General features: G+C 64.6%; 21 protein-coding genes. 6 read left to right on the top strand and 15 right to left on the bottom strand.

Annotated elements, in window-relative coordinates; translation table 11 throughout:
• Positions 1 to 332 precede the first annotated feature (332 nt).
• The gene (locus LG047_RS17960; RefSeq protein WP_036280438.1) at positions 333 to 1,625 is read right to left on the bottom strand and encodes an adenylosuccinate synthase; all 1,293 of its coding nucleotides are present in this window, start codon (positions 1,623 to 1,625) and stop codon (positions 333 to 335) included.
• A gap of 291 nt (positions 1,626 to 1,916) precedes the next feature.
• Between LG047_RS17960 and LG047_RS19640 the strand changes: the two genes are divergently transcribed.
• Entirely contained in the window at positions 1,917 to 2,042 is a 126-nt protein-coding gene (locus LG047_RS19640) for a hypothetical protein (protein ID WP_255679602.1), read from the top strand.
• Positions 2,043 to 2,363: 321 nt separating this feature from the next.
• Positions 2,364 to 3,050: an SH3 domain-containing protein gene (locus LG047_RS17955; protein ID WP_227968063.1), complete on the top strand. Its 687-nt coding sequence runs from the start codon at positions 2,364 to 2,366 to the stop codon at positions 3,048 to 3,050.
• Positions 3,051 to 3,059: 9 nt separating this feature from the next.
• Here the strand turns inward: LG047_RS17955 and rlmH are convergent, their stop codons facing one another.
• The 3 genes from rlmH to LG047_RS17940 form a co-directional block, all read right to left on the bottom strand.
• Positions 3,060 to 3,539: a 23S rRNA (pseudouridine(1915)-N(3))-methyltransferase RlmH gene (rlmH, locus tag LG047_RS17950; RefSeq protein WP_227968062.1), complete on the bottom strand. Its 480-nt coding sequence runs from the start codon at positions 3,537 to 3,539 to the stop codon at positions 3,060 to 3,062.
• 9 nt (positions 3,540 to 3,548) lie between these two features.
• A complete protein-coding gene (rsfS, locus tag LG047_RS17945) occupies positions 3,549 to 3,926 on the bottom strand; it encodes a ribosome silencing factor (protein WP_051133950.1) in 378 nt (125 codons plus the stop codon).
• Positions 3,927 to 4,414: 488 nt separating this feature from the next.
• Positions 4,415 to 5,386, bottom strand: coding sequence for a quinone oxidoreductase (locus LG047_RS17940; RefSeq protein ID WP_227968061.1), 972 nt, complete (start codon positions 5,384 to 5,386; stop codon positions 4,415 to 4,417).
• A 572-nt stretch (positions 5,387 to 5,958) separates the two neighbouring features.
• Between LG047_RS17940 and LG047_RS17935 the strand changes: the two genes are divergently transcribed.
• A complete protein-coding gene (locus LG047_RS17935; RefSeq protein ID WP_036280427.1) occupies positions 5,959 to 7,224 on the top strand; it encodes an FAD-dependent monooxygenase in 1,266 nt (421 codons plus the stop codon).
• A gap of 62 nt (positions 7,225 to 7,286) precedes the next feature.
• Here the strand turns inward: LG047_RS17935 and LG047_RS17930 are convergent, their stop codons facing one another.
• From LG047_RS17930 to LG047_RS17885, 10 genes are all read right to left on the bottom strand, one after another.
• Complete coding sequence (locus tag LG047_RS17930; protein WP_227968060.1) at positions 7,287 to 7,799, bottom strand: Hsp20/alpha crystallin family protein; 513 nt, start codon at positions 7,797 to 7,799, stop codon at positions 7,287 to 7,289.
• 127 nt (positions 7,800 to 7,926) lie between these two features.
• Positions 7,927 to 10,983, bottom strand: coding sequence for a bifunctional proline dehydrogenase/L-glutamate gamma-semialdehyde dehydrogenase PutA (putA, locus tag LG047_RS17925; protein WP_227968059.1), 3,057 nt, complete (start codon positions 10,981 to 10,983; stop codon positions 7,927 to 7,929).
• 230 nt (positions 10,984 to 11,213) lie between these two features.
• Positions 11,214 to 11,429 carry a hypothetical protein gene (locus LG047_RS17920; RefSeq protein ID WP_036280419.1) on the bottom strand — a complete coding sequence of 72 codons (216 nt, stop codon included), beginning with the start codon at positions 11,427 to 11,429 and terminating at the stop codon, positions 11,214 to 11,216.
• Between the two features lie 67 nt (positions 11,430 to 11,496).
• Positions 11,497 to 12,306, bottom strand: a complete 810-nt coding sequence (locus tag LG047_RS17915) for a formylmethanofuran dehydrogenase subunit C (protein ID WP_227968058.1) — start codon at positions 12,304 to 12,306, stop codon at positions 11,497 to 11,499.
• Entirely contained in the window at positions 12,303 to 13,211 is a 909-nt protein-coding gene (fhcD, locus tag LG047_RS17910) for a formylmethanofuran--tetrahydromethanopterin N-formyltransferase (protein WP_227968057.1), read from the bottom strand. Before fhcD ends, LG047_RS17915 begins: the two co-directional genes overlap by 4 nt.
• Complete coding sequence (locus tag LG047_RS17905; protein WP_227968056.1) at positions 13,199 to 14,833, bottom strand: formylmethanofuran dehydrogenase subunit A; 1,635 nt, start codon at positions 14,831 to 14,833, stop codon at positions 13,199 to 13,201. Before LG047_RS17905 ends, fhcD begins: the two co-directional genes overlap by 13 nt.
• Positions 14,827 to 15,927, bottom strand: coding sequence for a formylmethanofuran dehydrogenase (locus LG047_RS17900; protein ID WP_227968055.1), 1,101 nt, complete (start codon positions 15,925 to 15,927; stop codon positions 14,827 to 14,829). The genes LG047_RS17905 and LG047_RS17900 overlap by 7 nt, the downstream gene beginning before the upstream one ends.
• 233 nt (positions 15,928 to 16,160) lie before the next feature.
• Positions 16,161 to 16,943: a molybdate ABC transporter substrate-binding protein gene (gene modA, locus LG047_RS17895; protein ID WP_227968054.1), complete on the bottom strand. Its 783-nt coding sequence runs from the start codon at positions 16,941 to 16,943 to the stop codon at positions 16,161 to 16,163.
• Positions 16,944 to 16,966: 23 nt separating this feature from the next.
• Positions 16,967 to 17,173, bottom strand: coding sequence for a molybdopterin-binding protein (locus LG047_RS17890; protein ID WP_227968053.1), 207 nt, complete (start codon positions 17,171 to 17,173; stop codon positions 16,967 to 16,969).
• A gap of 117 nt (positions 17,174 to 17,290) precedes the next feature.
• Positions 17,291 to 18,145 (bottom strand): xanthine dehydrogenase, encoded by an 855-nt coding sequence (locus LG047_RS17885; protein WP_227968052.1) that lies wholly within the window; start codon positions 18,143 to 18,145, stop codon positions 17,291 to 17,293.
• Between the two features lie 303 nt (positions 18,146 to 18,448).
• Here LG047_RS17885 and pqqA point away from each other — a divergent pair, with 303 nt between their 5' ends.
• The gene (pqqA, locus tag LG047_RS19830; protein ID WP_165052019.1) at positions 18,449 to 18,526 is read left to right on the top strand and encodes a pyrroloquinoline quinone precursor peptide PqqA; all 78 of its coding nucleotides are present in this window, start codon (positions 18,449 to 18,451) and stop codon (positions 18,524 to 18,526) included.
• A 158-nt stretch (positions 18,527 to 18,684) separates the two neighbouring features.
• Complete coding sequence (locus LG047_RS17875; RefSeq protein WP_227968051.1) at positions 18,685 to 19,719, top strand: cytochrome-c peroxidase; 1,035 nt, start codon at positions 18,685 to 18,687, stop codon at positions 19,717 to 19,719.
• Between the two features lie 61 nt (positions 19,720 to 19,780).
• Here the strand turns inward: LG047_RS17875 and LG047_RS17870 are convergent, their stop codons facing one another.
• Positions 19,781 to 20,401 (bottom strand): response regulator transcription factor, encoded by a 621-nt coding sequence (locus LG047_RS17870; protein ID WP_036280401.1) that lies wholly within the window; start codon positions 20,399 to 20,401, stop codon positions 19,781 to 19,783.
• A gap of 80 nt (positions 20,402 to 20,481) precedes the next feature.
• Here LG047_RS17870 and LG047_RS17865 point away from each other — a divergent pair, with 80 nt between their 5' ends.
• The gene (locus tag LG047_RS17865) at positions 20,482 to 21,795 is read left to right on the top strand and encodes a histidine kinase (protein ID WP_227968050.1); all 1,314 of its coding nucleotides are present in this window, start codon (positions 20,482 to 20,484) and stop codon (positions 21,793 to 21,795) included.
• Positions 21,796 to 21,856 lie beyond the last annotated feature (61 nt).

Here is a 21,856-nt window from a genome sequence, read left to right as displayed (position 1 = left end):
GCTGGCGGGGGCGGATCCGGCGGGACGTCGACCCACGTTCCCGATCCGGCGGCGCGTCGCCGGCCCGAGGCTCTCCTTCGCGCGGAGAATAAAAGCCCTGGCCGCAATATCCGAGGTTGGCGCGGGGACTGATTACCCTAAACGGGGAAAAGACCCTGAACCCGGAGGCGACGAGACGACGCGATCCGCATTCGGGACGCTGCGGCCCCGATTCTCTCTCGCGCCAAGGTTCCACGGAGCCGCGGCGTCCCGGATTCCCTGCCCCGCGCCGAAAGGCGGCGGGCATATCGGCGCGCGCCCACCCTCCCCGCGAGGAGGAGGGCGAGAGGTCCTCAATCCTGAAAGGGATTGTGCACGAGGATCGTGTCGTCGCGCTCGGGGCTCGTGGAGAGCAGCGCCACGGGGGCCTCGATCAGCTCCTCGATGCGGCGCACATATTTCACCGCCTGCGCCGGCAGGGCGCCCCAGCTGCGCGCGCCGCTGGTCGATTCCTTCCAGCCGGGGAAGCTTTCATAGACCGGCGTCACGCGCGCCTGCGCCGCCTGCGAGGCCGGCAGGCGGTCGATGCGGGCGCCGTCCAGCATGTAATGCGTGCAGATCCTGATCTCGTCGAAGCCATCGAGAATGTCGAGCTTGGTCAGCGCGACGCCGTTGATTCCCGAGGTTTTCACGGCCTGCCGCGTCAGCACGGCGTCGAACCAGCCGCAACGGCGGCGCCGGCCCGTGTTGGTGCCGAACTCATGGCCGCGGTCGCCGATCAGCGTGCCGATCTCGTCGTGCAGCTCCGTCGGGAAAGGACCGCCACCCACGCGCGTCGTATAGGCCTTGGCGATGCCGAGCACATAGCCGATCGCCCCCGGCCCCAGCCCCGAGCCGCTGGCGGCCGACGCCGCGACCGTGTTGGAGGACGTCACATAGGGGTAAGTGCCGTGATCGACGTCGAGCAGCACGCCCTGCGCGCCCTCGAAGAGGATGCGCTTGCCGGCGCGGCGCTCGGCGTCGAGCAGATCCCACACCGCGTCCATGAAGGGCAGGATGCGCGGCGCGACGCCGAGCAGCTCCTCGCGCAGCGTCGCGGGCGCGACTTCCGGCAGGCCGAGGCCGCGGCGCAGCGGGTTGTGATGCGCGAGAACGCGGGCGATCTTGTCGTCGAGCGTGTCGGGCTCGGCAAGGTCCATCAGGCGGATGGAGCGGCGGCCGACCTTGTCCTCATAGGCCGGGCCGATGCCGCGCTTCGTGGTCCCGATCTTGGAGCCGCCGCCGGCCTCCTCACGATGCGCGTCGAGCTCCCGGTGAAGCGAGAGAATGAGCGGCGCGTTCTCCGCGACCTTGAAATTCACGGGCGAGATGGCGACGCCCTGCTCCCGCAATCGGTCGATCTCACCCACGAGAAAGTGCGGATCGACGACGACGCCATTGCCGATGACCGAAAGCTTGCCCGGCCGCACGATGCCCGAGGGCAGCAGCGCGAGCTTGTAGGTCACGCCGTCGATGACCAGCGTATGGCCGGCGTTGTGCCCGCCCTGAAAGCGAACCACGACATCCGCCTCGAGCGACAACCAGTCGACGATCTTGCCCTTGCCCTCGTCGCCCCACTGGGCGCCGACCACCGCCACATTCGCCATGGCATTCTGTCTCTGTCAGAAAACGAAAAAAGCCCCGCGCAGTAACGCGAAGGGCCGTTACGGGCGGGGTTTAGCGCAGGACGGGCGGGCGGTAAAGCCTGTGCGCGAAAGCGCGGCCCGGATGTCGTCGGCCGCGTGAGGTCGTCTCGGGCCTTTTGCGGGGCGCAAGCAGGACGGCGAGCCGCACGCATGTTGTATACTATTGAAATTAAGCTACTTCTCCTTAGCGAATCCATGGCCAAGCTTCGCCGGAAAACATGTAACGCGTCACGCCGCCCGGAGAGCGAAGCCATGAATCCGAAGCCGCGCACCCCTCATCCGCTGGAGATAGCGAACGGGCTGCTTCGCTATTTGCGCCAGACCTCCGGCCAGGCCGCCATGATCTTCGGCCTCGCAGCCGGCGCCGTTGCCTCCTGAGCGCTTCCCCGGCGTGAAAACAAAGCCGCCTGCAGAGCGCCTCTCCCTGCGATTTGAAACCGAGCAACACAACATGGTGTTTGCAGTTCCATTACGTGTGGCTTAGGCTTTCACATCGTTCCTCGCGGGCCTTCATCATCCCGCGCCGGGCGACTTGCGAATGGAAATGCCCGGCGGACCTCCGCAAACGTCGACCCCTTGCCGCCCCGCAGGGCAGGCGAAAAATCTCGTTTCGGTTAAGGGCTTTCGATCAGCAGCGCAGGACTCGCTCATGCGCCACAAACTGTTTTGAGACACATGATTCAGAACCAGGGAGCAGGCATGTTCGACCTTACCCGCAGCTTCATCCTCGCGCTCGCTTTCGCCCTGCTTCCGACGTTGGCCGCCGCGCGGGACGAGCAGCGCGTCGAACGCGTCTCGTTCAAAGACGGGCGGGCGACGATAAGGGGAAGGATAAAGGGTTACGCCCATGTCGATTACGTTTTCCCGGCCGGCGCCGGCGAGTCGATCCAGATCAATCTCAGGACCAACAAGTTGAGCAACTACTTCAATCTCATGGCTCCGGGGTCGGACGTGGCCATGCCCAACGCCATGTCCGTCATCGAATATAGCGGCGCTGCGCCGACGAGCGGCGACTACCGCGCGAGGGTCTATCTTTACCGCAATGACGCGCGGCGCGGCGTGACCGCCAATTACACGCTGACGATCGCTCTTGGCGAACAGAGCAGGACAAATGAAAAGGGGCCGGACTACGCAGACGGGCTGACGGGAGGACCAGACTACTGGGAGGTCACGGGCGTCGGCCACGGCGATGAGTTGAGCATGCGCAAGGCGCCCTCCCCGAAGGGCGCGCTCGTTATGCGGTTTGCCAATGGCGTGGTTCTGAAGAACCTAGGCTGCAAGAATACCGGCGGCCAGCGATGGTGCCGCGTCGAGAGGCCGGACGACCCGTCGATGCGCGGGTGGGTGAACGGACGCTATTTGCGCGAGTCCGCAGGGCCACGATAGACGCGCGCGTCACGCACGGTGATAAGGGTGCCCCGATAAGATCGTCATGGCGCGATAAATCTGTTCAGCCGCAAGAATGCGCACGAGCTGATGCGGCAGCGTCATCGCTCCGAAGGAAAAGACCGCCTGCGCCCGTGCGCGCACGCTAGCGTCGAGCCCCTCCGAGCCGCCAATTGCGAACCACATCGCCTTGCGCCCCGCGTCGCGCTCTCGGCCGATGAAGGCGGCGAAGGCGGCGCTGTCGGCTGATTTGCCACGTTCATCGAAAACGGCCAGCGCGGCGTCGGCGGGCAAATGGCCAAGCATCTCCTCGCCCTCGCGCGCCATGCGCTCGCCCGGACTTTTCGCCTTGCTCTCGTCGATTTCCCTGAGGTCCAGCCCTTCAAGCCCAATTCGTCGAAGAGCCGTGATGCGCTCCGCGTAGCGCGCGAAAATTTCTCGTTCGGGACCGGCCTTCAGCCGGCCCACGCAAATCAGTCCCAGGCGCATCGGCTGGTCTCAGGCCAGCCGCATCTCCACCGGACGGTCGCCGCCCCACATCTTCTCGAGGTTATAGAACTGACGAACCTCGGGACGGAAGATGTGGATGATGACGTCGCCGGCGTCGATCAGCACCCAATCGCATTGCGGCAAGCCCTCGACGCGCGGCGACACGACGCCCGCGGCCTTGCAGGCCTTGATCGCCTTGTCGGCGATCGCGCCGACATGCACAGTCGAACGCCCGGTCGCGATGATCATTTCATCGGCGAGGGCGGTCTTGCCGCGCAGATCGATGGAGATGATGTCCTCGGCCTTGGAGTCATCGAGGCTTTTGAGGACATTTTGCACGATCAGGCCGGATAACGGCGCATTGGCGCCGGGAGCCGGATGGGACATTGCCCCTGTCCCCGGATGAACACTTGTCGACAGCGTTGCGACCCTCATGCTTCGCGGCCCCGCGCCCCTCGAGGCATGGCCGCGACATAAGGATGGGACGCTTTGTCGCCGAATGCAATAGGAACGAGGGTTCGTCGCCCCCGCGACGAAAAAAACCCGGCTTCAGCGCCGGGTCTTGAAGGCGGTTCGGGCTAATCGAGAGGCGGGAGGAACCTCAAAGCCGGAACATCTCCCTTATAGCCCAATTCGAATCAAAACGCCCGAAGATATTTTCCGTCTACGTTTGCGACCCGAGCGAAAATGGTGATTTGTCCAGGATCAAATGTCGATTCAATCGTTCCGCCGCGGCGGTTTCCGAAAGTCGAAGGCGCGCCGCCTCAACAAGTTAGGTGACGGGAGGAATCGCCGGTGCGCGTTTCGTTGCCAAAAAGCAACATTTTCTCGGATTTTGACGCCGCGCCCCCGCAACTCATGCGCGAATCGCCCAATCAGGGGATCAAAACCATCGAACCCGCTGTCGCACGTGATTCGAGGGCGACGTGTACTTGCGCCGCCTCCGCCAGCGGGAAGGTCTCCGGCGCCTCGATAATCAAATGGCCTTTCTTGACCGCGTGCATCAGATCCTCGGCCATCTCCTCATAATCGGCGCGCCTCGCGATATGGGTGAAGAGCGATGGCCGCGTCGCGAAGAGAGACCCCTTCTGCGCCAGCAAGCCGATGTCGAAGGCCTCAATCGGCCCCGACGCCGAGCCGAAGCTCACGAAGAGGCCGAAGGGCTTCAGGCAGTCGAGGGAAGCGGGGAACGTCGCCCGCCCGATCCCGTCATACACCACGTCGCACAGGCGTCCCTTGGTGATCTCGCGCACGCGCTCAGGAAAATTCTCACTGCGATAGAGGATCGTGTGTTCGGCCCCTGCCGCCTCTGCGATCTTCGCCTTGTCCTCCGAGCCGACCGTGGCGATGACCTTTGCGCCGAGCGCGCTCGCCCACCGGCAAAGCAATTGACCGACGCCGCCCGCGCCGGCGTGGACCAGCACGCGATGCCCTTTTTTGACCCGAAAGGTGCGCCGCAGCAGATATTGCGCGGTGAGCCCCTTGAGCATCATGACGGCGCCCTGCTCGTAGGAAAAGGATTTCGGCAGGTGAATGACGGAATCCGCGGCGATGTTGCGCGCCTCCGCATAGCCTCCGAGCGCGCCGACATAGGCGACGCGGTCGCCTTCCTCGAAATCCTTGACGCCATCGCCCACGGCGACGACCTGCCCCGCTCCTTCATGACCCGGCGTGAAGGGATAGTCCGCCGGATAAGCCCCCGTTCGGCGATAGATGTCGATGAAATTGACGCCGATCGCGCGATGGCGGATCTGCACCTCGCCCGCCGCCGGGGGCGCCAGCTCGACCTCCTCCAGCTGCAGGGCCTCGGGGCCGCCCGGCCTATGCACGCGAATCGCCTTGACCATCACGTTCTCCCTTCGTCTCCGCCCCTCGAAACAGCGGCAGGATCATTAAATATCAGGCCGCCCCGACCAGCGCCGCCTTCACGGCGAACGACGCCGCCGCAAGCTCCTGATCCCCGGCCTCGACGATTACGATGGCGAGTGAAACCGTCGGCTCGGCGCGCAACTCGAACAGATATTAAGACGAGCACATTCCAGATTGCGGGAAAGCCACGAAACCACAAGTCTTCCGTCTTCATTCGCCTGTCGGAGAAATAGAGCGCCGAAGCTGCGCAGACGATACAGGCGACCACCGCGGGGTCGAGAAGCTTCGAGCGCCACAGCGCCACGCGCGGCGCGACGACACGGCCCTCCACGGCGCAGAGCAACGCCGCAAGGCCAAGCGCCGCACCGCTCGCGGTGAAAAGGTGAATGAGAAGACCGTTGAGCCGGGATGACATGGCGGGCGCCTGAAAAAGGCGGCCACCCTACACCCGCTCCCGGCCGGGACCAAAGGGCGGCGCCGTAAAAGTCGCCGGCGCCCTCGCTTAGCCGCGCGTCCGACGCTATAACATGTGACAGACGGGAGACATGAAATGACCGAGGTTTCCGCGCAGGATCAAGGCGCGACGACTAAGACCGACATTCTCGTGGCCGGCGCGGGCTCGACCGGCCTCGCGGCGGCGCTTGCCTTTGCGCGCGCCGGATTGAAGACGACGCTCGTCGGCCGCATTCCGCCGCCCCTGCCCGGCCGCACCGTCGCATTGTTCGAGGCTTCGGTGCGCTTTCTCGATGCGCTGGGCGCGCTGGAGCGCGTGAAGGATCTCGGCTGCCCGGTGGAAGCGATCCGCATGATCGACGACACCGATCAGCTCTTCCCGGTTCCGGAGCTCACCCTGCGGGCGAGCGAAGTCGGGTTGCCGGCTTTGGGCGTCAATATTTCCAACGACGAACTCGTCGGCGTACTGTTGGACCTCGTGCGTGCGCGCCCCGAGATCGAAATGGTCGACGCGGACATCGTCGATTACGAGCTCAACAGCGTGAGCGCGACCGCCATACTCAAGGACGGGCGGCGGATCGAGGCGGATTTCATCGTCGCCGCCGACGGACGCAGCAGCCGCGCGCGCGCCGTCGCGGGCATTGACGTGAAGGAATGGACCTATCCGCAGGTCGCCCTCACCATGATGCTGCGGCATGAATTCCCGCACGACAATATTTCCACCGAATATCACACGCGCTCCGGCCCCTTCACGCTGGTGCCATTGCCTGCGCGCGAGGATTCGCCGCATCGTTCGAGCCTTGTCTGGCTGATGAGCGTCGACGACGCGCGACGCCGCCTCGCCAAGCCGCGCGAGGAACTTGAATATGAGATCGAGGACTATGCGAAGTCCGAATTCGGCGCGATGAGGATTGAGAGCGAAATCGGCCAGTTCCGCATGGGCGGCATGCAGGTCTCCAGACATGCGGCCGGTCGACTCGCGCTTGTCGGCGAAACATGCCACGTCTTCCCGCCGATCGGCGCGCAAGGCCTCAACCTGAGCCTGCGCGACGTCGCCGATCTCGAAGACTGTCTCGCGAGCGTGGATCTCAAGAACGAGCAGGAATTGTCGCGCGCCCTCTCGCGCTACGATCGCCACCGCCGGGCGGACATCGGTTTCCGCACGCATGGCGTCGATGTGCTGAACCGCTCGCTGATCGTGCCCTATCTGCCGGTCGACCTGTTCCGCGGCGCGAGCTTCATTGCGATCGCCGCGCTGGGGCCGCTGCGGCGAGCGGTGATCCGCGAGGGCATCCTGCCGCATCTCGTCTTGCCTCGCCTCATGCGTCAACCCGTGGCCGAGGAAACGCGCAAAAGCGCGTGAGCCAGAAAAAGAAATGGCGCGCGAACGTATCGCGCGCCATTTTTTGCTGCCGAATCTTGTGATTATTTCGACGCGATCTCGATTTTCTTCTCTTGCTGTTTCATTTCGGCGGACTTCGGCAACGTGACCTTCAACACGCCCTTTTCGAAAGTCGCCTTGATCCTGTCCGCATCGACGCCATCCGGCAGACGGAAGCTTCGTTTGAACGAGCCGTAACGGCGCTCCGAGAAGAAATAGCCCTCGTTCTTTTCCTCGCGTTCGACTTTCTTCTCGCCGTGAATGACCAACGCGCCATTGACGACCTTCGCCTCGACATCCTTCTGGTCCATGCCGGGGAGTTCGGCGGTCAGCTCATATTCATTGTCGCGTTCGACGAAATCGACCGGCGGCGTCGCGGGCCAGCCGACAAAGCGCTCGAAGGGCTCATAGTCACCCGACCGCTTTTGCAGCGGCGCTTCGTCGAAGAACCGATCGAGCTGGCGACGCAGCGCCTCGAACGGCCGCCAATCCCACAGATCGGGGGAAATCATCGAACTTTCTTTTTTCGTCACGGGGGTCGATTCTTTTTCGGCCATATCTCCCTCCAAAATTCAGCGTTGAGCCGCGCCAGTGTGCGCAACTCCGGCGCAACGCCGTGCAACACGAAAAGTGGTCAAGGCTTTATGACAATCAAGCTGAGCCTTTCATGCCCAAACGCCACACCTACTCTTCGAGAGATAAAAGCCCTGCGTCACCGCCCGAGGATGCTGTATTGATCGTTAAAGTCGTCTCGCGCAGGAAACGGCGCAGATAGTCCGGGCCGCCCGCCTTCGGCCCCGTGCCGCTCAGGCCGAAGCCGCCGAAAGGCTGGCTGCCGACAACGGCCCCGATCATGTTGCGATTGACGTAAATATTGCCTGCAGGGGCGCGGCGCGCGAGTTCGTGCATGCGTTCTTCTATGCGCGTATGCAGACCCATGGTGAGGCCAAAGCCGCTCGACTCGATTTCATCGACAAGCGCCGCAAAGCCCCCGGCGCGCCATGTCGCGACATGCAGCACCGGACCGAAAACCTCCTCGCGCAACTCCGAGATATTATCGAGCAGAACAATGTGCGGCGCGACATAGGCGCCCGACGCCGGCGCGACGCCGGCGTAAATGACGCGCCCCGCCGCCGCCTGCCGCGCGATATAGCGGTCGAGTTTCTCCTTCGCCTGCGAATCGATGACGGGACCGATATGAACGCCGACTTCGCGCGGATCGCCGATCCGTAGTTCCGCCACAGCGCCGATGAGAACCTCGAGGCAGGCCGAGGCGATCTCCTCCTGAACGCAAAGCACGCGCAAGGCCGAGCAACGCTGGCCGGCTGACCGGAAGGCCGATGTGAGAACGTCATCGACCACCTGCTCGATCAGCGCAGTTGAGTCGACAACCATGGCGTTGATCCCGCCGGTCTCCGCGATGAGCGGCGCAATGGCGCCGTCGCGCGCCGCGAGCGCACGATTGATATGCTGCGCAACCTCCACAGAGCCGGTGAAGACAACGCCTGCGGCGCGCGGGTCAGCCACAAGCGCGGCGCCGACGTCACCGGCTCCGGGCGAAAATTGCAGCGCGTCGCGCGGGACGCCCGCCTCATGCAACAATTCGATCGCCCTCGCAGCAATCAGCGGCGTCTGCTCCGCAGGCTTCGCTACGACGGCGTTGCCGGTCACGAGCGCCGCGGCGACCTGTCCAATGAAGATCGCCAGCGGAAAATTCCAGGGCGAGATGCAAATAAAGACGCCGCGTCCGAGGCGACGCATCCGGTTCTCTTCGCCGGTCGGCCCCGGCAAGGCAGTCTCGCTGCAAATCATGCGAGCCTGGCCCGCGTAATAGCGGCACATGTCGGCCGCTTCGCGCACTTCGGCCAGCGCGTCGTCGAGCGTCTTGCCCGCTTCGCTTTGCAGCAGCGCGATGAAAGCGGCGCGCCGCGCCTCGATCATATCTGCGGCGCGCTCCAGCATCTGCGCGCGAGCATCGGGCGAAGTCGCGGCCCATTTTGGAAAGGCTTGCGCTGCGGACGCCAGGATTGCCCGCACCGCGTCGATGTCCGCTTCGACGACTTTACCAATAGCGGCCCCATCGATCGGCGAAACGACATCGCGCGGCGCGGTTGTCGCCGGGGCGCTCGGTCGCGCGACGAGGTCCTGCGCCCGCGCGTCAGCGATCAGAGCGGCGAGAGCGCGCCTGTCGCCGAATTCCACACCTTTCGAATTTGCCCGCAGAGGTCGGTAGATTTCCGACGGCAGCGGTAAACGCGGATGGCGCGCGCATTGTGGCGAGGCGATCATTTCCCGGGGATCCGCGACAAGCGCGTTGTCGGGCGTATCCGGATCGGCGGCGCGCGCGACGAAGGAGGAGTTCGCGCCGTTCTCGATCAGCCGACGAACGAGGTAGGCGAGAAGATCGCGGTGCGGGCCGACCGGCGCATAGACGCGCACCGGCGCGTCGCTCTGTTCGCCCACCGCCGCGTAAAGCGCTTCGCCCATGCCGTGCAGCCGCTGGAATTCATAATCCTTGCGCAGGCCGGCGCGCGCCAATATTTCCGCGACCGTTCGCGCGTTATGCGTGGCGAATTGCGGATAGACGCGCGGCTCCTGCAGCAATTGCACGGCGCAGGCGACGTAACTCAAATCCGTCATCGCCTTTCGGGTGAAGACCGGATAATCATCGAGCCCGCGCTCCTGCGCGCGCTTGATCTCGCTGTCCCAATAGGCGCCCTTGACCAGCCGCAGCATGAAGCGGCGATCATGCGCCTTCGCAAGCGCCGCGACATAGTCGATGACCGCAAGAGCGCGCTTCTGATAGGCTTGAACGGCGAGGCCGAAACCATCCCAGCCCGAAAGCGAAGCATCGGAAACGACGCGCGCAATCACATCGAGCGAGAGTTCGAGCCTGTCCGCCTCTTCCGCGTCGATGGTGAAGGCGAGATCGCGATCCTTCGCCAGACGCGCGAGCTCCAGCGCGCGCGGCGGCAATTCGCGCATCACACGCTCGCGCGAGATCGCTTCATAGCGCGGATGCAGCGCAGAGAGTTTTACGGAAATTCCCGGCCGCGCCGGCAGGCTTTCGTTTCCCGCGCGCGCGCCTATGGCGCGGATGGCGTCGGCATAGGCGTTGAAATATCGCTCCGCGTCGCGCCCGTTGCGCGCCGCCTCGCCGAGCATGTCGTATGAGAATCGCTCGCGCCGCCCCTGTGCGCGATCGAGCGCCGCCTCGATCGACTCGCCGAAGACGAAATGAGCGCCCATGAGCTTCATCGCCTGCCGCGCGGCGCCGCGCAGCGCCGGCAACCCCAGCCGGCGCGCCAGATCGGCGACGAGGCCGCGCGGCTCCCCATGGCCGACGATGCGCGCGGAAAATCCCAGCGCGAAGGCGCAGGCTTGCACCAGCAACGCGTCGGATGACGCTTCGTGATGCGAGAAATCTCCGGCGGCCAGCTTGTCGGCGATCAACTGGTCGGCGGTGGCGTCGTCCGGCACGCGCAGAAGCGACTCGGCGAGCGCCATCACGGCAAGACCCTCTCGCGAGGAGAGCGAAAATTCGTGCAGGAAATCCTCGACTCCGCCCAGCGCGTCACGATGCTCGCGCATGCCTTGGACGAGCGCACGCGCTTTTCGCGCCACCGCTTCGCTCAAAGCCGCGTCGGGACGCATCTGGATGAAAGCGGCCGCGAAGCTTTGGTCAGGCGGCGCGTATGGCGCTGCGAAGGGCGGCGGGGCGGAGGAAAGTTTCGTGGTCATGGCGGCGGCGCGCCTTAATCGAAGCTATAACACTTCGAATATGGGGACGACGCTGCACTAACACAAATCATATTTGACGAACGGCGGCAAAAGCTGGCGTGACAATGACAGAAAATGTGCGGTGCGCTGCGGCGGGACAAAAGCGCCGAAGCGCGCTGCGCAGGCCCCCCGCCGATTTTTAGAAGCGCCGTTCGCTGGAACGACGCTTGCGCGCCGCGCGCCTCCGCCAATCAGATCTTGTCGCCCTCCGCGCCCGGCTGCACGCAGCGCCAGCGCGTAACCGTGACGTTCGGGTGTTCGCCCGACCATTGGGCGATGTAGGGCATCGCCTGCATCATGCAGTTGCGGGTCGAGCCCGTGGCGGATTCGAGCATGAGCTTGCGCTCGTCGCACGCGGCTGGCTGGGCCAAGGTGCAGACGGTGAGAATGAGTTCGACGAAATTCATCGCGCCCCCCTTGCTTCAACGCCGCCGCCCGGACGGCGTTTGACTTTATGCAAGGGTAATGCCGCACTCAGACCGGGGTCAATATCTCACCCTTGCCATAAACCGCCGTATCGCCGCCAAATCGTTGCAGCTTCCCGGAAAGCAAGGTCGCGGCGGCGGCGCTGTCTTCCTTCAGGCTGCGGGCGAAGAGACGGGCGAAGGTCAGTTCATGTGCGCCGCAATCCACATAGGTAGGACCGAGGTCCGGGCGCCGGCCGAGAACGAGCGAGCCGCGCTTGTTGAGATAGCCGACGCGGCCAGATGTCTTGCCGAGCGCGACAATCGTTCCGGCGATGATGCGGGAGCCGAGGTCATCGCCGGCGTCGCCTTCAATGATGATGATGCCGCGGCGCAGACGGTCGCCCGCCCGCGCGCCGGCGTTACGGCGTACGACGACGCGGCCGCCGGACATGCCGGCGAGTTCGCCGGCAAGCGGTCCGGCGAGCATCTCGCCGACACTGCCCTTGATCTCGATGTGCGCGCCTTCGTTGCCGGAGGCGGCATAGGCTCCAGCATCGCCGCTGACGGTAATCTTGCCGCCCTTTGCGAGGCGGCCGATCTGCCCGCCCACATCGCCTTCGACATGAATCGAGAAGCCGGGCAGCAGTTTCGCGCCGACAAGGTCCAGACGCGACGAGCCGCCCTCATAGCGGATGTTGTGGAGGTCGCCTTCCGTGACCTTGAACAGATCGCCGACCCTGGTCGAGACGCGCGTCGTGCCGATTTCGATTTTCTCGATGTCGGCCACCGAGCGGCCCGCGAGGCGGTCAGGCGTCAACGCCGAGAGATCGACGCGCTGCGGCGGCTCCTGACGGAGTGTGAAGGTGAAGGGCGTCACGGCACCAGATCCTTCAGATGATAGTGGAACGGGCCGAGCTTGCCGCCGTAATTGCCGGCGCCGACGCGCTTCGCGCCCTTTTCCGGACCCATGTCGATGATGGCTTTCAGGCCCGCGCGCATCGCGGCGGAGACAGCGGCGTCGGTGAGGCCGTCGATGACGATCTCGAGCACGCAGCCGATGTCGGGATCGAGCGCGCTCCCGGTCACGCCGCGTAGCGTCGGGCAATAAGCGTCGTTCGTTGAGGCGCCCATCCCCTTGTATTGCGAGCCGACCTTGGAGCCCGAGCGCACGATGCCGCCGGGGAAAGGCTGGATGGCGTCGGGCACGGCGTCGATCGCCGCCACAGCGGCCTCGGTAGCGCGCATGGTCGCCTCCCAGTCGGAGCCCATGACGAGCAGATTGCCGCCGCCGACCGATTTCTTGGTCAGGCCCACCTTGGCCTCACAGAAGAACTCGCCGTCCATCACCGGCACCCGCCAGAAACGGCGGCCGTCGACGACCTTGGACATTTGCCATTTGTCGCCGAACTGGCGGACGGCGTCGCCGACCTTGATCTCGAATTCGCCCTTCACGGTCGAATAGACCGCGGAGCCCGGACAGGTCAGGACGCATTGGCCGAGACGATTGACGAGCTGCTTTTCCGCGTCCTTGGAGGACATGGCGAAGAGCAGCGCGCGCACGCCGGGGCGTCCGTCCGGCGTCTCCTCCGGCGGGACCTCGCAGTCGATCCCGGCCTCGCAGCCGCAGCCGATAACGGAGGTCGCGAAGCCCGTCATGGTCTTCGCCGCCGTCATCGCCCATTTGGCGTTGGGTCCGGTGATGAGAATGCCCGTCCCGCTCATCGGGAAGGCTTCGGCGAAACTATCGTCGATGCGAACGCCGTTGCGAACTATTCCTTGCATGCAACCTCCGCAAAGGCGTCCTTGTTCGGCAGAGCGGCGTCCGGCATGTCGAAAATGGTGCGCGGCAGGCCGTAAAGGTCGTCGTAATAGGAATCGAGACGCTTGACGATGTTCTGGTCGAAGCGCGGGCTGATGTGCAACGTCTTGCCGCGCGTGTAGCGCGTGACATTGCCGTCGCGCACGACGAGTTCGCCGTCCTTGAAGACATAGGCTGCGCGCCGGAACATGCCGGCGACGTCACGGGACGGCTTGTAGACCGCAATATCCGCGATCGCGCCGACGCCGAGCTGGCCGCGATCCTTGAAGCCGAAGAGCTTCGCGGCGCCCGAGCGGCTCATCTGCGCGATTTCGTAATAAGTGTATTCGCGCGTGAGCGACGGCAGGGTCGTATGCTCCAGCACTTCCGTCGGGAGGCGCGACATGACCTGCGCGCGCAGATCGGCGCTCATCAGAAGCGCGAAGAGCTCCGGATAGGTCGTGAACGGACCGCCGTTGGGATGATCGGTCGTGAAATAGACCTGCTCGGGATCCTTGATGAGCAGGAACAGCTCCAGACCCGCAGCCCATTGAATGGCGTTGTAGTAGTTCGAGATCTTGTACTGGTATGGAACGATGCCCCCGCCGTTGGCGTCGCCATCGAAGATCGCGCCCTTCTTCGGAATCGCGCCCGGCATGCTGTTGAACTGCTTCAGCACGTCGGAGGAGATCGTTACCGTCTGCGAGAACATCACCTGGCCGACGTCGACGCTGACGTTCTTGTTGGCGTTGATTTTCTCGGCGAAAGCGGCCGCGGCGGAGGAAAAGCCGTTCTTGCCTTCCTTGCCGTAAGCATAAAACTGCACATGGGCGAGATGCAGCGGCAGGCCTTGCGCCGCGTCGATCGTGTCGAGCGCGGTGTCGATATTGCCGGCGATGCCGAGGTTGTTCATATGCAGATGCAGCGGGTGATGGATGCCTACCGCCTGCGTCGCCTTCTGCAGCGCCTGGAAAATCTGCCGCGAGGTGAGACCGTAGAAAGGCACCACATCGTCGAGCCCGAAGGCGCGCATATTCTCCTTGAATGCCTCGACGCCGCCGGGATTGATGCACTTCAGGCCGAGGGAGCGCGTATTGCCGACGGTCTGCGCGACATAGTCGTTGATGGCGCCGTCGGACTCTCCGCTGCGCATCATGCGCAACAGGAAATCGTCATTGCCGAGAACCGTCAGCGCGCCCTTGTCGATGATCGGCACGTCGTTGAGTTCGAGATGCGTCTGCAGCGAGTGATGCGGCGCCATCGCCGGCTCGACGACGGTCGTAAAGCCCATCTGCGCATAAAGGCGTCCCGTCTCGTAGCTCGACCATTTGGCCGTCGAGAGCGGCGTCTCCGCCAGGCGCGCGCGAATTGCGCGATGGAGCTCGGGCAGAAGCAGGCGCGCCGTATTCACGTTGCCGCCCGCGATGTGGGAATGGATGTCGATCGCCCCCGCCATGACGACATGGCCGGAGACATCGATCTCCTCATCCGCCTTGCCGCCTTCCGGCGGCGCAACGATGCGCCCGTCCTTGAACCAGACGTCTCCGATCGCGTCCTGCCCGGTGGCCGGGTCGACGATATGGCCGCCACGCAAAACTGTCAGCACGGCGCGTCCTCCGAAACATTTGCCATAATGGCGTCTATGACTTGAGCGACGGTCGGCGCGTCCGAGGGCGCCGTCGCCGCGCGCAGCGTCATGCCGCCGGTCTCCTGGGCCATCAGCACGCCGTCGTGAGTCACGCCGGGCTTGCCCACCTCGATGTAAAGGCCACGCGACGGCTCGGCGCCAGCCGGCGCCAGCGTGACCAGCGGAATGTCTCCGCGCGACCACGGCGGCCGTTCGCCGTCGAAGGCGGAAATCCAAAGGGCCGCGTCAGCCTCCCCGCTGTCGACGAGACGCGCGGCCTCGAACCGCCAGGGGTCGTGCTCGGGATAGCCGCGGCCGAAACCCGTGCGCGGCGGAAATCCCGTCATCCAGCCCGCGACCTGCGTGACGCCGGATGCGCCCGCGCGGCCGCCGATGTGAATGCCGGTGAAGCGCGTCGTAACATTGAGGTCGGTGACCAGCGCCTGCAGCATTTCGACGGTCAGCGCATCGAGCCCCGACGCGGCGGCCCAGACGAAGCAGCCGAAATGAGCGCCTTTCAGCGTTTCGGCGACGCCGTCGATCAATTCGACCTTCGCGTTTTCGAGCGCCACGGGGCGGCCGCCGACGCGGGCGCGCCACGCCGCAAGCACACCCGGAATTTCGTGGAGCGCCGCAGGAATGACCTTTGCGGCGACATTGGCGGCTTCGCCCGGTTCGGGACCGATCCAGATGACCTTGCGCGGATGACCCGCCTGCGAGCCGTGGCGCGGCGGCTGACCGAGCGCGAGACGCTCCAGCATCCCCGGCCAGATGCGCGTGAGGCCGGGGCCGACCAGAACAACGACGTCAGAGCGCACCCGAGCCTCGTTCGGGGTCGTCGTGAACATGCCGAAGGAGCGCTTCACGTCGAGATCGACCAGCGAATCGCTCGAGGCCATGTGATCGAAAGCGCCGCGCAGACGCTCGGCGAGAAGAATCGCCGCACGCGCGCCCGGAACGTCAGCTCCGAGGCCGGCGACGAGCGGAAAATTCGCTCCGCCGAGAATGCGGGCGGCCTGACGATAGGCGTCTTCAAGCGCAATAGCTTTGCCGTCGAGCGTCGCCTTGCTCATTCGCTTCCTGCCCCATGCCGCGTTCGAGAGCGGCCGTTATCCTTGAGCCCGCGCGCGCCGATGCGCTTCGCCGGAGCCGACCCTGCATAGCAGAAAGCCGAAGGAAAACTCTATGTTTTTGTTTTAACGCGCTTCCCGCCGGGTTGGCGCGCAACACGGCGGGGCGCTCTTATGCCTAGCAGCCGTTACGTCCCGTGTCGAGACGCCAGCGCGTCGCATTTCACAAGCGAAGTTCATCGAGGAAGGAAGACGAAGCCCTGCTTCTCGAAGGCCGCTTTACCCGCCGCGCTCTTCAGAAAAGCGACGAAGCGGCGCGCGGGCTCCCCCGCCTTCGTCGTCGCGGCGAGCGGATAGACGATCCTTGGGTGAGAGTCGGATGGGAAGGAAGCGACAACCTTCACCTTCGGCTCCGCGCGCGCGTCGGTTGCATAGACGACGCCCAGCGGCGCCTCGCCGCGTGCGACGAAGAGCAAGGCGTTGCGCACATTGTCGGCGAAGGCGGCGCGCGACTCCATCGCGCTCCAGAGGCCAAGTTTTTCAAACGCCGCGCGTCCATATTTGCCGGCGGGAACGGAAAGGGGGTCGCCCATGGCGATGCGCCCGCCGTCGAGCGCGCCGAGAATCGCTTCCTGCTTAAGCGCGAGCCTGTCGAAAGCGGCCGTCTTCGGCGCAACCAGCACAAGACTGTTGCCGAGAAGATCGACGCGGGTTGCCGGGTCGATCAGCTTACGCTCGGCGAGATAGTCCATTGACGCTGCGTCGGCGGAGACGAAGACGTCGGCCGGCGCGCCCGCCTCGATCTGCTTGGCGAGGGTGAGTGACGCGGCGTAGCTGATTCTCGCGTCCACGCCCGTTTTTGACTTGAATGCGGCGGCCGCCTCGTCGAGCGCATTCTTGACGCTCGCCGCGGCGAAGACCGTTATGGCCTCGGGGGTTTCGCTCGAAGCGGTACCTGCCGAGAGAAAAAGCGCGGCCCCCGCCGCGGCGATTGTCCAGCGTCGCGTCGGATGGCGCATGACACACCTGCTTGTTTGGAATTTCAGTCCACAGCGACCATGACGTCCGACGACTTGATGATCGCCTTCACCTTGACGCCCGCCTTCAGGCCCAAGTCCTCAACCGACTCATTGGTGATGGAGGCGGTGACCGTCAGGCCGTTCACATCGATCGTGACATGAGCGGTGGTCGATCCCTTGACCACCGCCTTGACGACGCCGTCGAATGCGTTGCGGGCGGATATTTTCATCTGTGCTGGCTCCCTGCATGGAATCGCGTGGTTGGGCCATCGCTATATAAGCTTACTTCCGAACGGTTCTTGAGCAAGCACAAAGATGCGGCGCCGCGCTCGCCGACGCGTTGAAATTCATTGCATCCCGAGCGGCGCAGTAACGAACCGCGCCTCGCGTTCGGCCTGCTTCAGCCGCACGGCCTCCACGACGGCGCGCGCGATGCGTTGGCCGCGCTCGTCGATTCCCTTCCAGGCCGCGGCGCGGCCGCGCGGGTCGATCTCCAGAAGCTTTGCGCCGGCAAAAGCGCTCAGGCCGTCGCGCACCACGCCGCGCAGGACGCCGTCGCGTGGCGCAGTCACCGGCGTTCCGCCAAGCCGGCCGATCACCATTCCCCGGAAGACTCGCGCGCCGATGTCGAGCGCCGTATGCCAGGGGGCGTCGAAATCGGCATAGACAAATCGCTCTGCGCCCACCCCGCCGAGTTCGCGCGGGGAGTGGTCGCCCGGCTCCGTCTCGCCGCGCTGCAGGATTCGTCCGACATGATCCGGTCGGGTCTCGATCGCGATGTCGCAATTGATTCCCACAGCGAAATTGGGGCCGAGGCCCACCGTCACGCGGGCGATGTGCCGCCAGTCCGGCGTCACGGAATATTTTTGCATGCGGGCGTCGATCAGCGCGTCGGGCAAGCGAAGCGCAATCAGATCGCTGACGGTCAGCGGCGTAACGGCGACGGCCTCAGGATCATCCAGCGCGGCAAATATTTCGGCCGAGCTTTCCGCTCGTCGTCCCTCGACGCCGGCGAGCGCGATTCGCTCGCCGAACAATGTGTCGTGATACGCCATGCCCCTGCGGATGACCGGGGGAAACCGGTCGTGCGAGAGGACGCAGGCGTATCCCGCCCTGCGCATGCTTACGGCGACGGCCGAGGCGATTTCGTTCGTACCGAGAATGAGCGCCGTGGGACGCGCGATGCGCCTCGAATGATTCATTTGCCCTGCTCCCCCTCCTCGGCGATCGAGGCCAGGCCAGCAAGTTTTGCGCCGCATCATCTATTTTCATAAAATTTTTGAAAATCAGTTACTTGCAAAAAGACGCCCCAGCGCCTCCGTAGCCGATTGTCAGGAAGCCGACACGCCGCCCGTTTGCCGAAACTTCCCGCTTTCGACGTTCAAAAAAGCTGAATTGCACGGGGCCGGTGATCATGGTAACAATCCGCCGAGCTAAACCCTGCCCTGTCGAAAGACCCAACGAGCAGGAAGCGGCTGCAGAGAGCTTTAAACGGAGGAAATGCAATGGCCTGGACCACCCCTGTGATCGTTGAAGTCTGCGTCGGCATGGAAGTCACCAGCTACTCGTCCGCCGAAATCTAAATCTTCGGCGCGGATCGCCGCCTCGGGCGGGGTGACCGCAGTTTCAAAATCGAGCCGGCAGGAATGCGCCGCGATTGCGGTCTTTCCTTACCGGCTCGATTTTTTTTGCCTTGGCGCCGGCGGCGTTTCAGGCTGTGAGATTTTCTTCGGAGGCCGATATGCGCAAATCACTCGCCATTGCTTCTCTTTGCCTTGCTTTCGCCGCGTCGCCGGCGAACGCCGCGCCGCCCGACGCGAAGAAGCTTCTCGCAGACGCCAAGGAACGGTTCGAGGCGCTGCCTGCAATCCCTGCGGCGAAGGACCCGGCCAGCGCCGCCCGGGTCGAGCTCGGCCGTCGCCTCTTTTTCGAGAATCGCGTGTCGATGGACGGCAATGTGAGTTGCTCGCACTGCCACCTCCCCGATAAGCAGGGGAGCGACGGCCTGCCCAAAGCAATCGGCGTTTTCGGCAAGGAAAATCCGCGCAACGCGCCATCGATTTTCAACGCGGCGCTGAACTTCCGGCAGCATTGGCGCGGCGACCGCGAATCGCTTGAAGATCAGGCTGAAAAATCGCTTCTCGGCCCGGCGAGCTTCGGCAATCCGGATCAGGCGACGGCAATGGGCAAACTGAAAGCCATTCCCGAATATGCGGGCGCGTTCGCCAAGGCCTTCCCCGACGACAAGGACCCGATCAATTCAAAAAATTGGGGCCTCGCCGTCGCCGCCTTCGAACGCACGCTGCTGACGCCTTCAAAGTTCGACGCCTTTCTTGCCGGCGACGTCACGGCCCTGTCGGCGCAGGAACAGACGGGTCTGCGCAAATACATCGATCTCGGCTGCGCCTCCTGTCACGGCGGCGCGGGGATCGGCGGCGACACGTTCCACAAGTTCGGCGCCTATGTCGATTACTGGCGGGAGACCGGCGTCTCCAACCCGGACAAGGGCCGCTTCGACGTCACCAAGGACGAAACGGATCTTTACGTCTTCAAGGTTCCGAGCCTGCGCAATGTCGCAAAGACCGGGCCGTATTTCCACGACGGCTCCGTCGCCGATCTGGCGAAAGCCGTGAAAGTCATGGGCAAGACGCAGCTCAATGTGACGCTGTCCGACAAGGACGCCGCCGATATTGTCGCCTTTCTCGGCGCGCTGACGGGTCCGGTTCCCGCGAATTATTCGGCGCCGGAGCCCTATCCCGACGCGCCGGGCAAGTAAGGTCGCTCGCAAGCGCATTGCGCCCCCCTGTCCCGCTCACGGAACCGGGGAGCGCCGCGCGTCACGCCAGCTTCTGCGCCAGGGCGATTCGCATCAGCTCCATCGGCGTGCGGGCGCCAAGCTTGCGCTTCATGATCGAGCAGCTGTTGGCGATGGTCTTGTAGGAAACCTGCGTCGCTTCCGCGATTTCCGCCATGCCGAGGCCCGATCCCAGCATGCGCAGGATTTCCAGCTCGCGCGCGGTGAGCGCGGCGAGGGGATTGGCCGCGCCGCCGCGTTTCTCGAAAGCAAGCTGGTTCGCGATTTTTGGCATGAGAAACACGCCGCCCGACGCAACTTCGCGCACGGCTTCGAGCAGCAGAAAGGGATCGTCGTTCTTCGTCACATAGCCCTTGGCGCCGGCTTCGATCGCGCGGGCGGCGAAGATCGGGTCATCGTTCATGCTGAAGACGACGATCAACGCCTGCGGTTTCTGGTCGAGAATGCGGCGCGTCAGCTCGAAACCAGAAACGCCCGGCAGGCCGATGTCGACCACGGTGACGTCGGGCTTGTGCTCCACGAATGCGGCAAGTCCGGTTTCGGCGTCGCGGGCGTCGACGACGTCGATGTCGCCTTCGGCGGCGAGCATGGCGGCGCAGCCCGAAACGATGATCGGATGATCGTCGACGATGAGAACGCGCATCTTTCCTCCGGTGAAGATCGCGCGCAGATTGACCGCTGCGCGCCCATTCGTAAAGTCGCCTCTTTCTTGGAAAGAGGCCGATGCTTCAACCCCTGTCGCTGCGTGCGCGTCTGTCGCTGCTGCTCGGCGCCGTGCTGACGGCCGGCCTTGCGCTCGGCTTCGGTCTCCTGATTTTGCACGCCGGCGCGCGCGTGCGCACGGAGGCTGAGGCCGCGACGCGCCTTGCCCGGGAACTCGTCGAAGCGACGCTGCCGCGTCTCGAGACGGCTCAGGATCCGCGGGCGGAGCTGACGAAAATTCTCGTGGACGCAAGGCGCCTGCGCCATGTGCGGGTTGCGCTTCAGGGGGCAGAGGCGCCCGAGCCGCAGGATCGGCGGGCGCCCGAGTGGTTCCGCGCCTTCGCCCTGCCCACCCCCATTATCGCCCGCATTGAAACGCCCCTGAAGGAAACGATCGTCATCGAAACCAACCCTGCGGACGAGATCGCGGAAATCTGGCAGGAGATCGTCTGGCTCGCGATTGGCGGCGCGGGTGTCGCCGCGGCCGCTTTCGGCCTCGTGTCATACGCTGTTTCTCGCACGTTGCGCCCGGTGGCCGCGCTTTCCGACGGGCTGCAACGACTGGAGCGCGGCGACCACTCCGTGCGCGTCCCGGCCGATGGGCCGCCGGAATTCGTCGCCATCGCCGAGCGCATCAATACGCTGGCCGCCACGCTGCAACGGCTCGACGACGAGAACCGCCGCCTCGTGCGGCGCATGATCCATGTGCAGGACGAAGAACGACGCGACATTGCACGCGATCTGCATGACGAAATCGGTCCTTTTCTCTTCACCGTGCGCGCGGGCGTTGGAGCGCTCGCGCGCAAGGCGGCGTCGCCCGACGCTGAGCCTGCGCGCCTCGCGGAAGGCTGCGCCCGGATCGACTCTCAGATCGCCGCGCTGCAACAGGTGAATCGCCGCATTCTCGGCCGCCTGCGCCCGGCTGCGCTCGAGGAAATGGGACTCGCAGACGCTTTGCAGGCGCTGGCGCAGGGATGGCGGGAAACGCGGCCGGAGGTTTCGATCGAACTTTCGCTCGACGGCGCGCGGGGCAAGATCGACGAGACGATCGCGCTCACCGCCTATCGTTTCGTACAGGAAGGTTTGACCAACGCCTATCGCCACTCGGGCGCGACGCGAGTCAGCGTGCGCGCGACGCGCGAAGGGGACAGTCTGCGGCTCGAGGTCAGCGACAATGGCTCGGGATTGCCGGCGGTCCGCGTCGGCAACGGGCTCGGCCTGCGCGGGATGAGCGAGCGCGTCGGCGCTCTCGGGGGCGAACTCGCGATAACGAACGATACGCAAGGCGGCGCACGACTTTGCGCAACTCTGCCGCTCGTTTTCGGTCACGAATAGACCGCGCCGAGGGTCGGGAAATTTTCCCGACTACGTCGGGAGAGCGGCCCTAGAAAACCGT

The organism is Methylocystis sp. WRRC1 (assembly GCF_020733155.1).
In the GTDB taxonomy this organism is placed as follows: Bacteria; Pseudomonadota; Alphaproteobacteria; order Rhizobiales; family Beijerinckiaceae; genus Methylocystis.
This window is presented reverse-complemented; position numbering and strand designations above follow the sequence as displayed.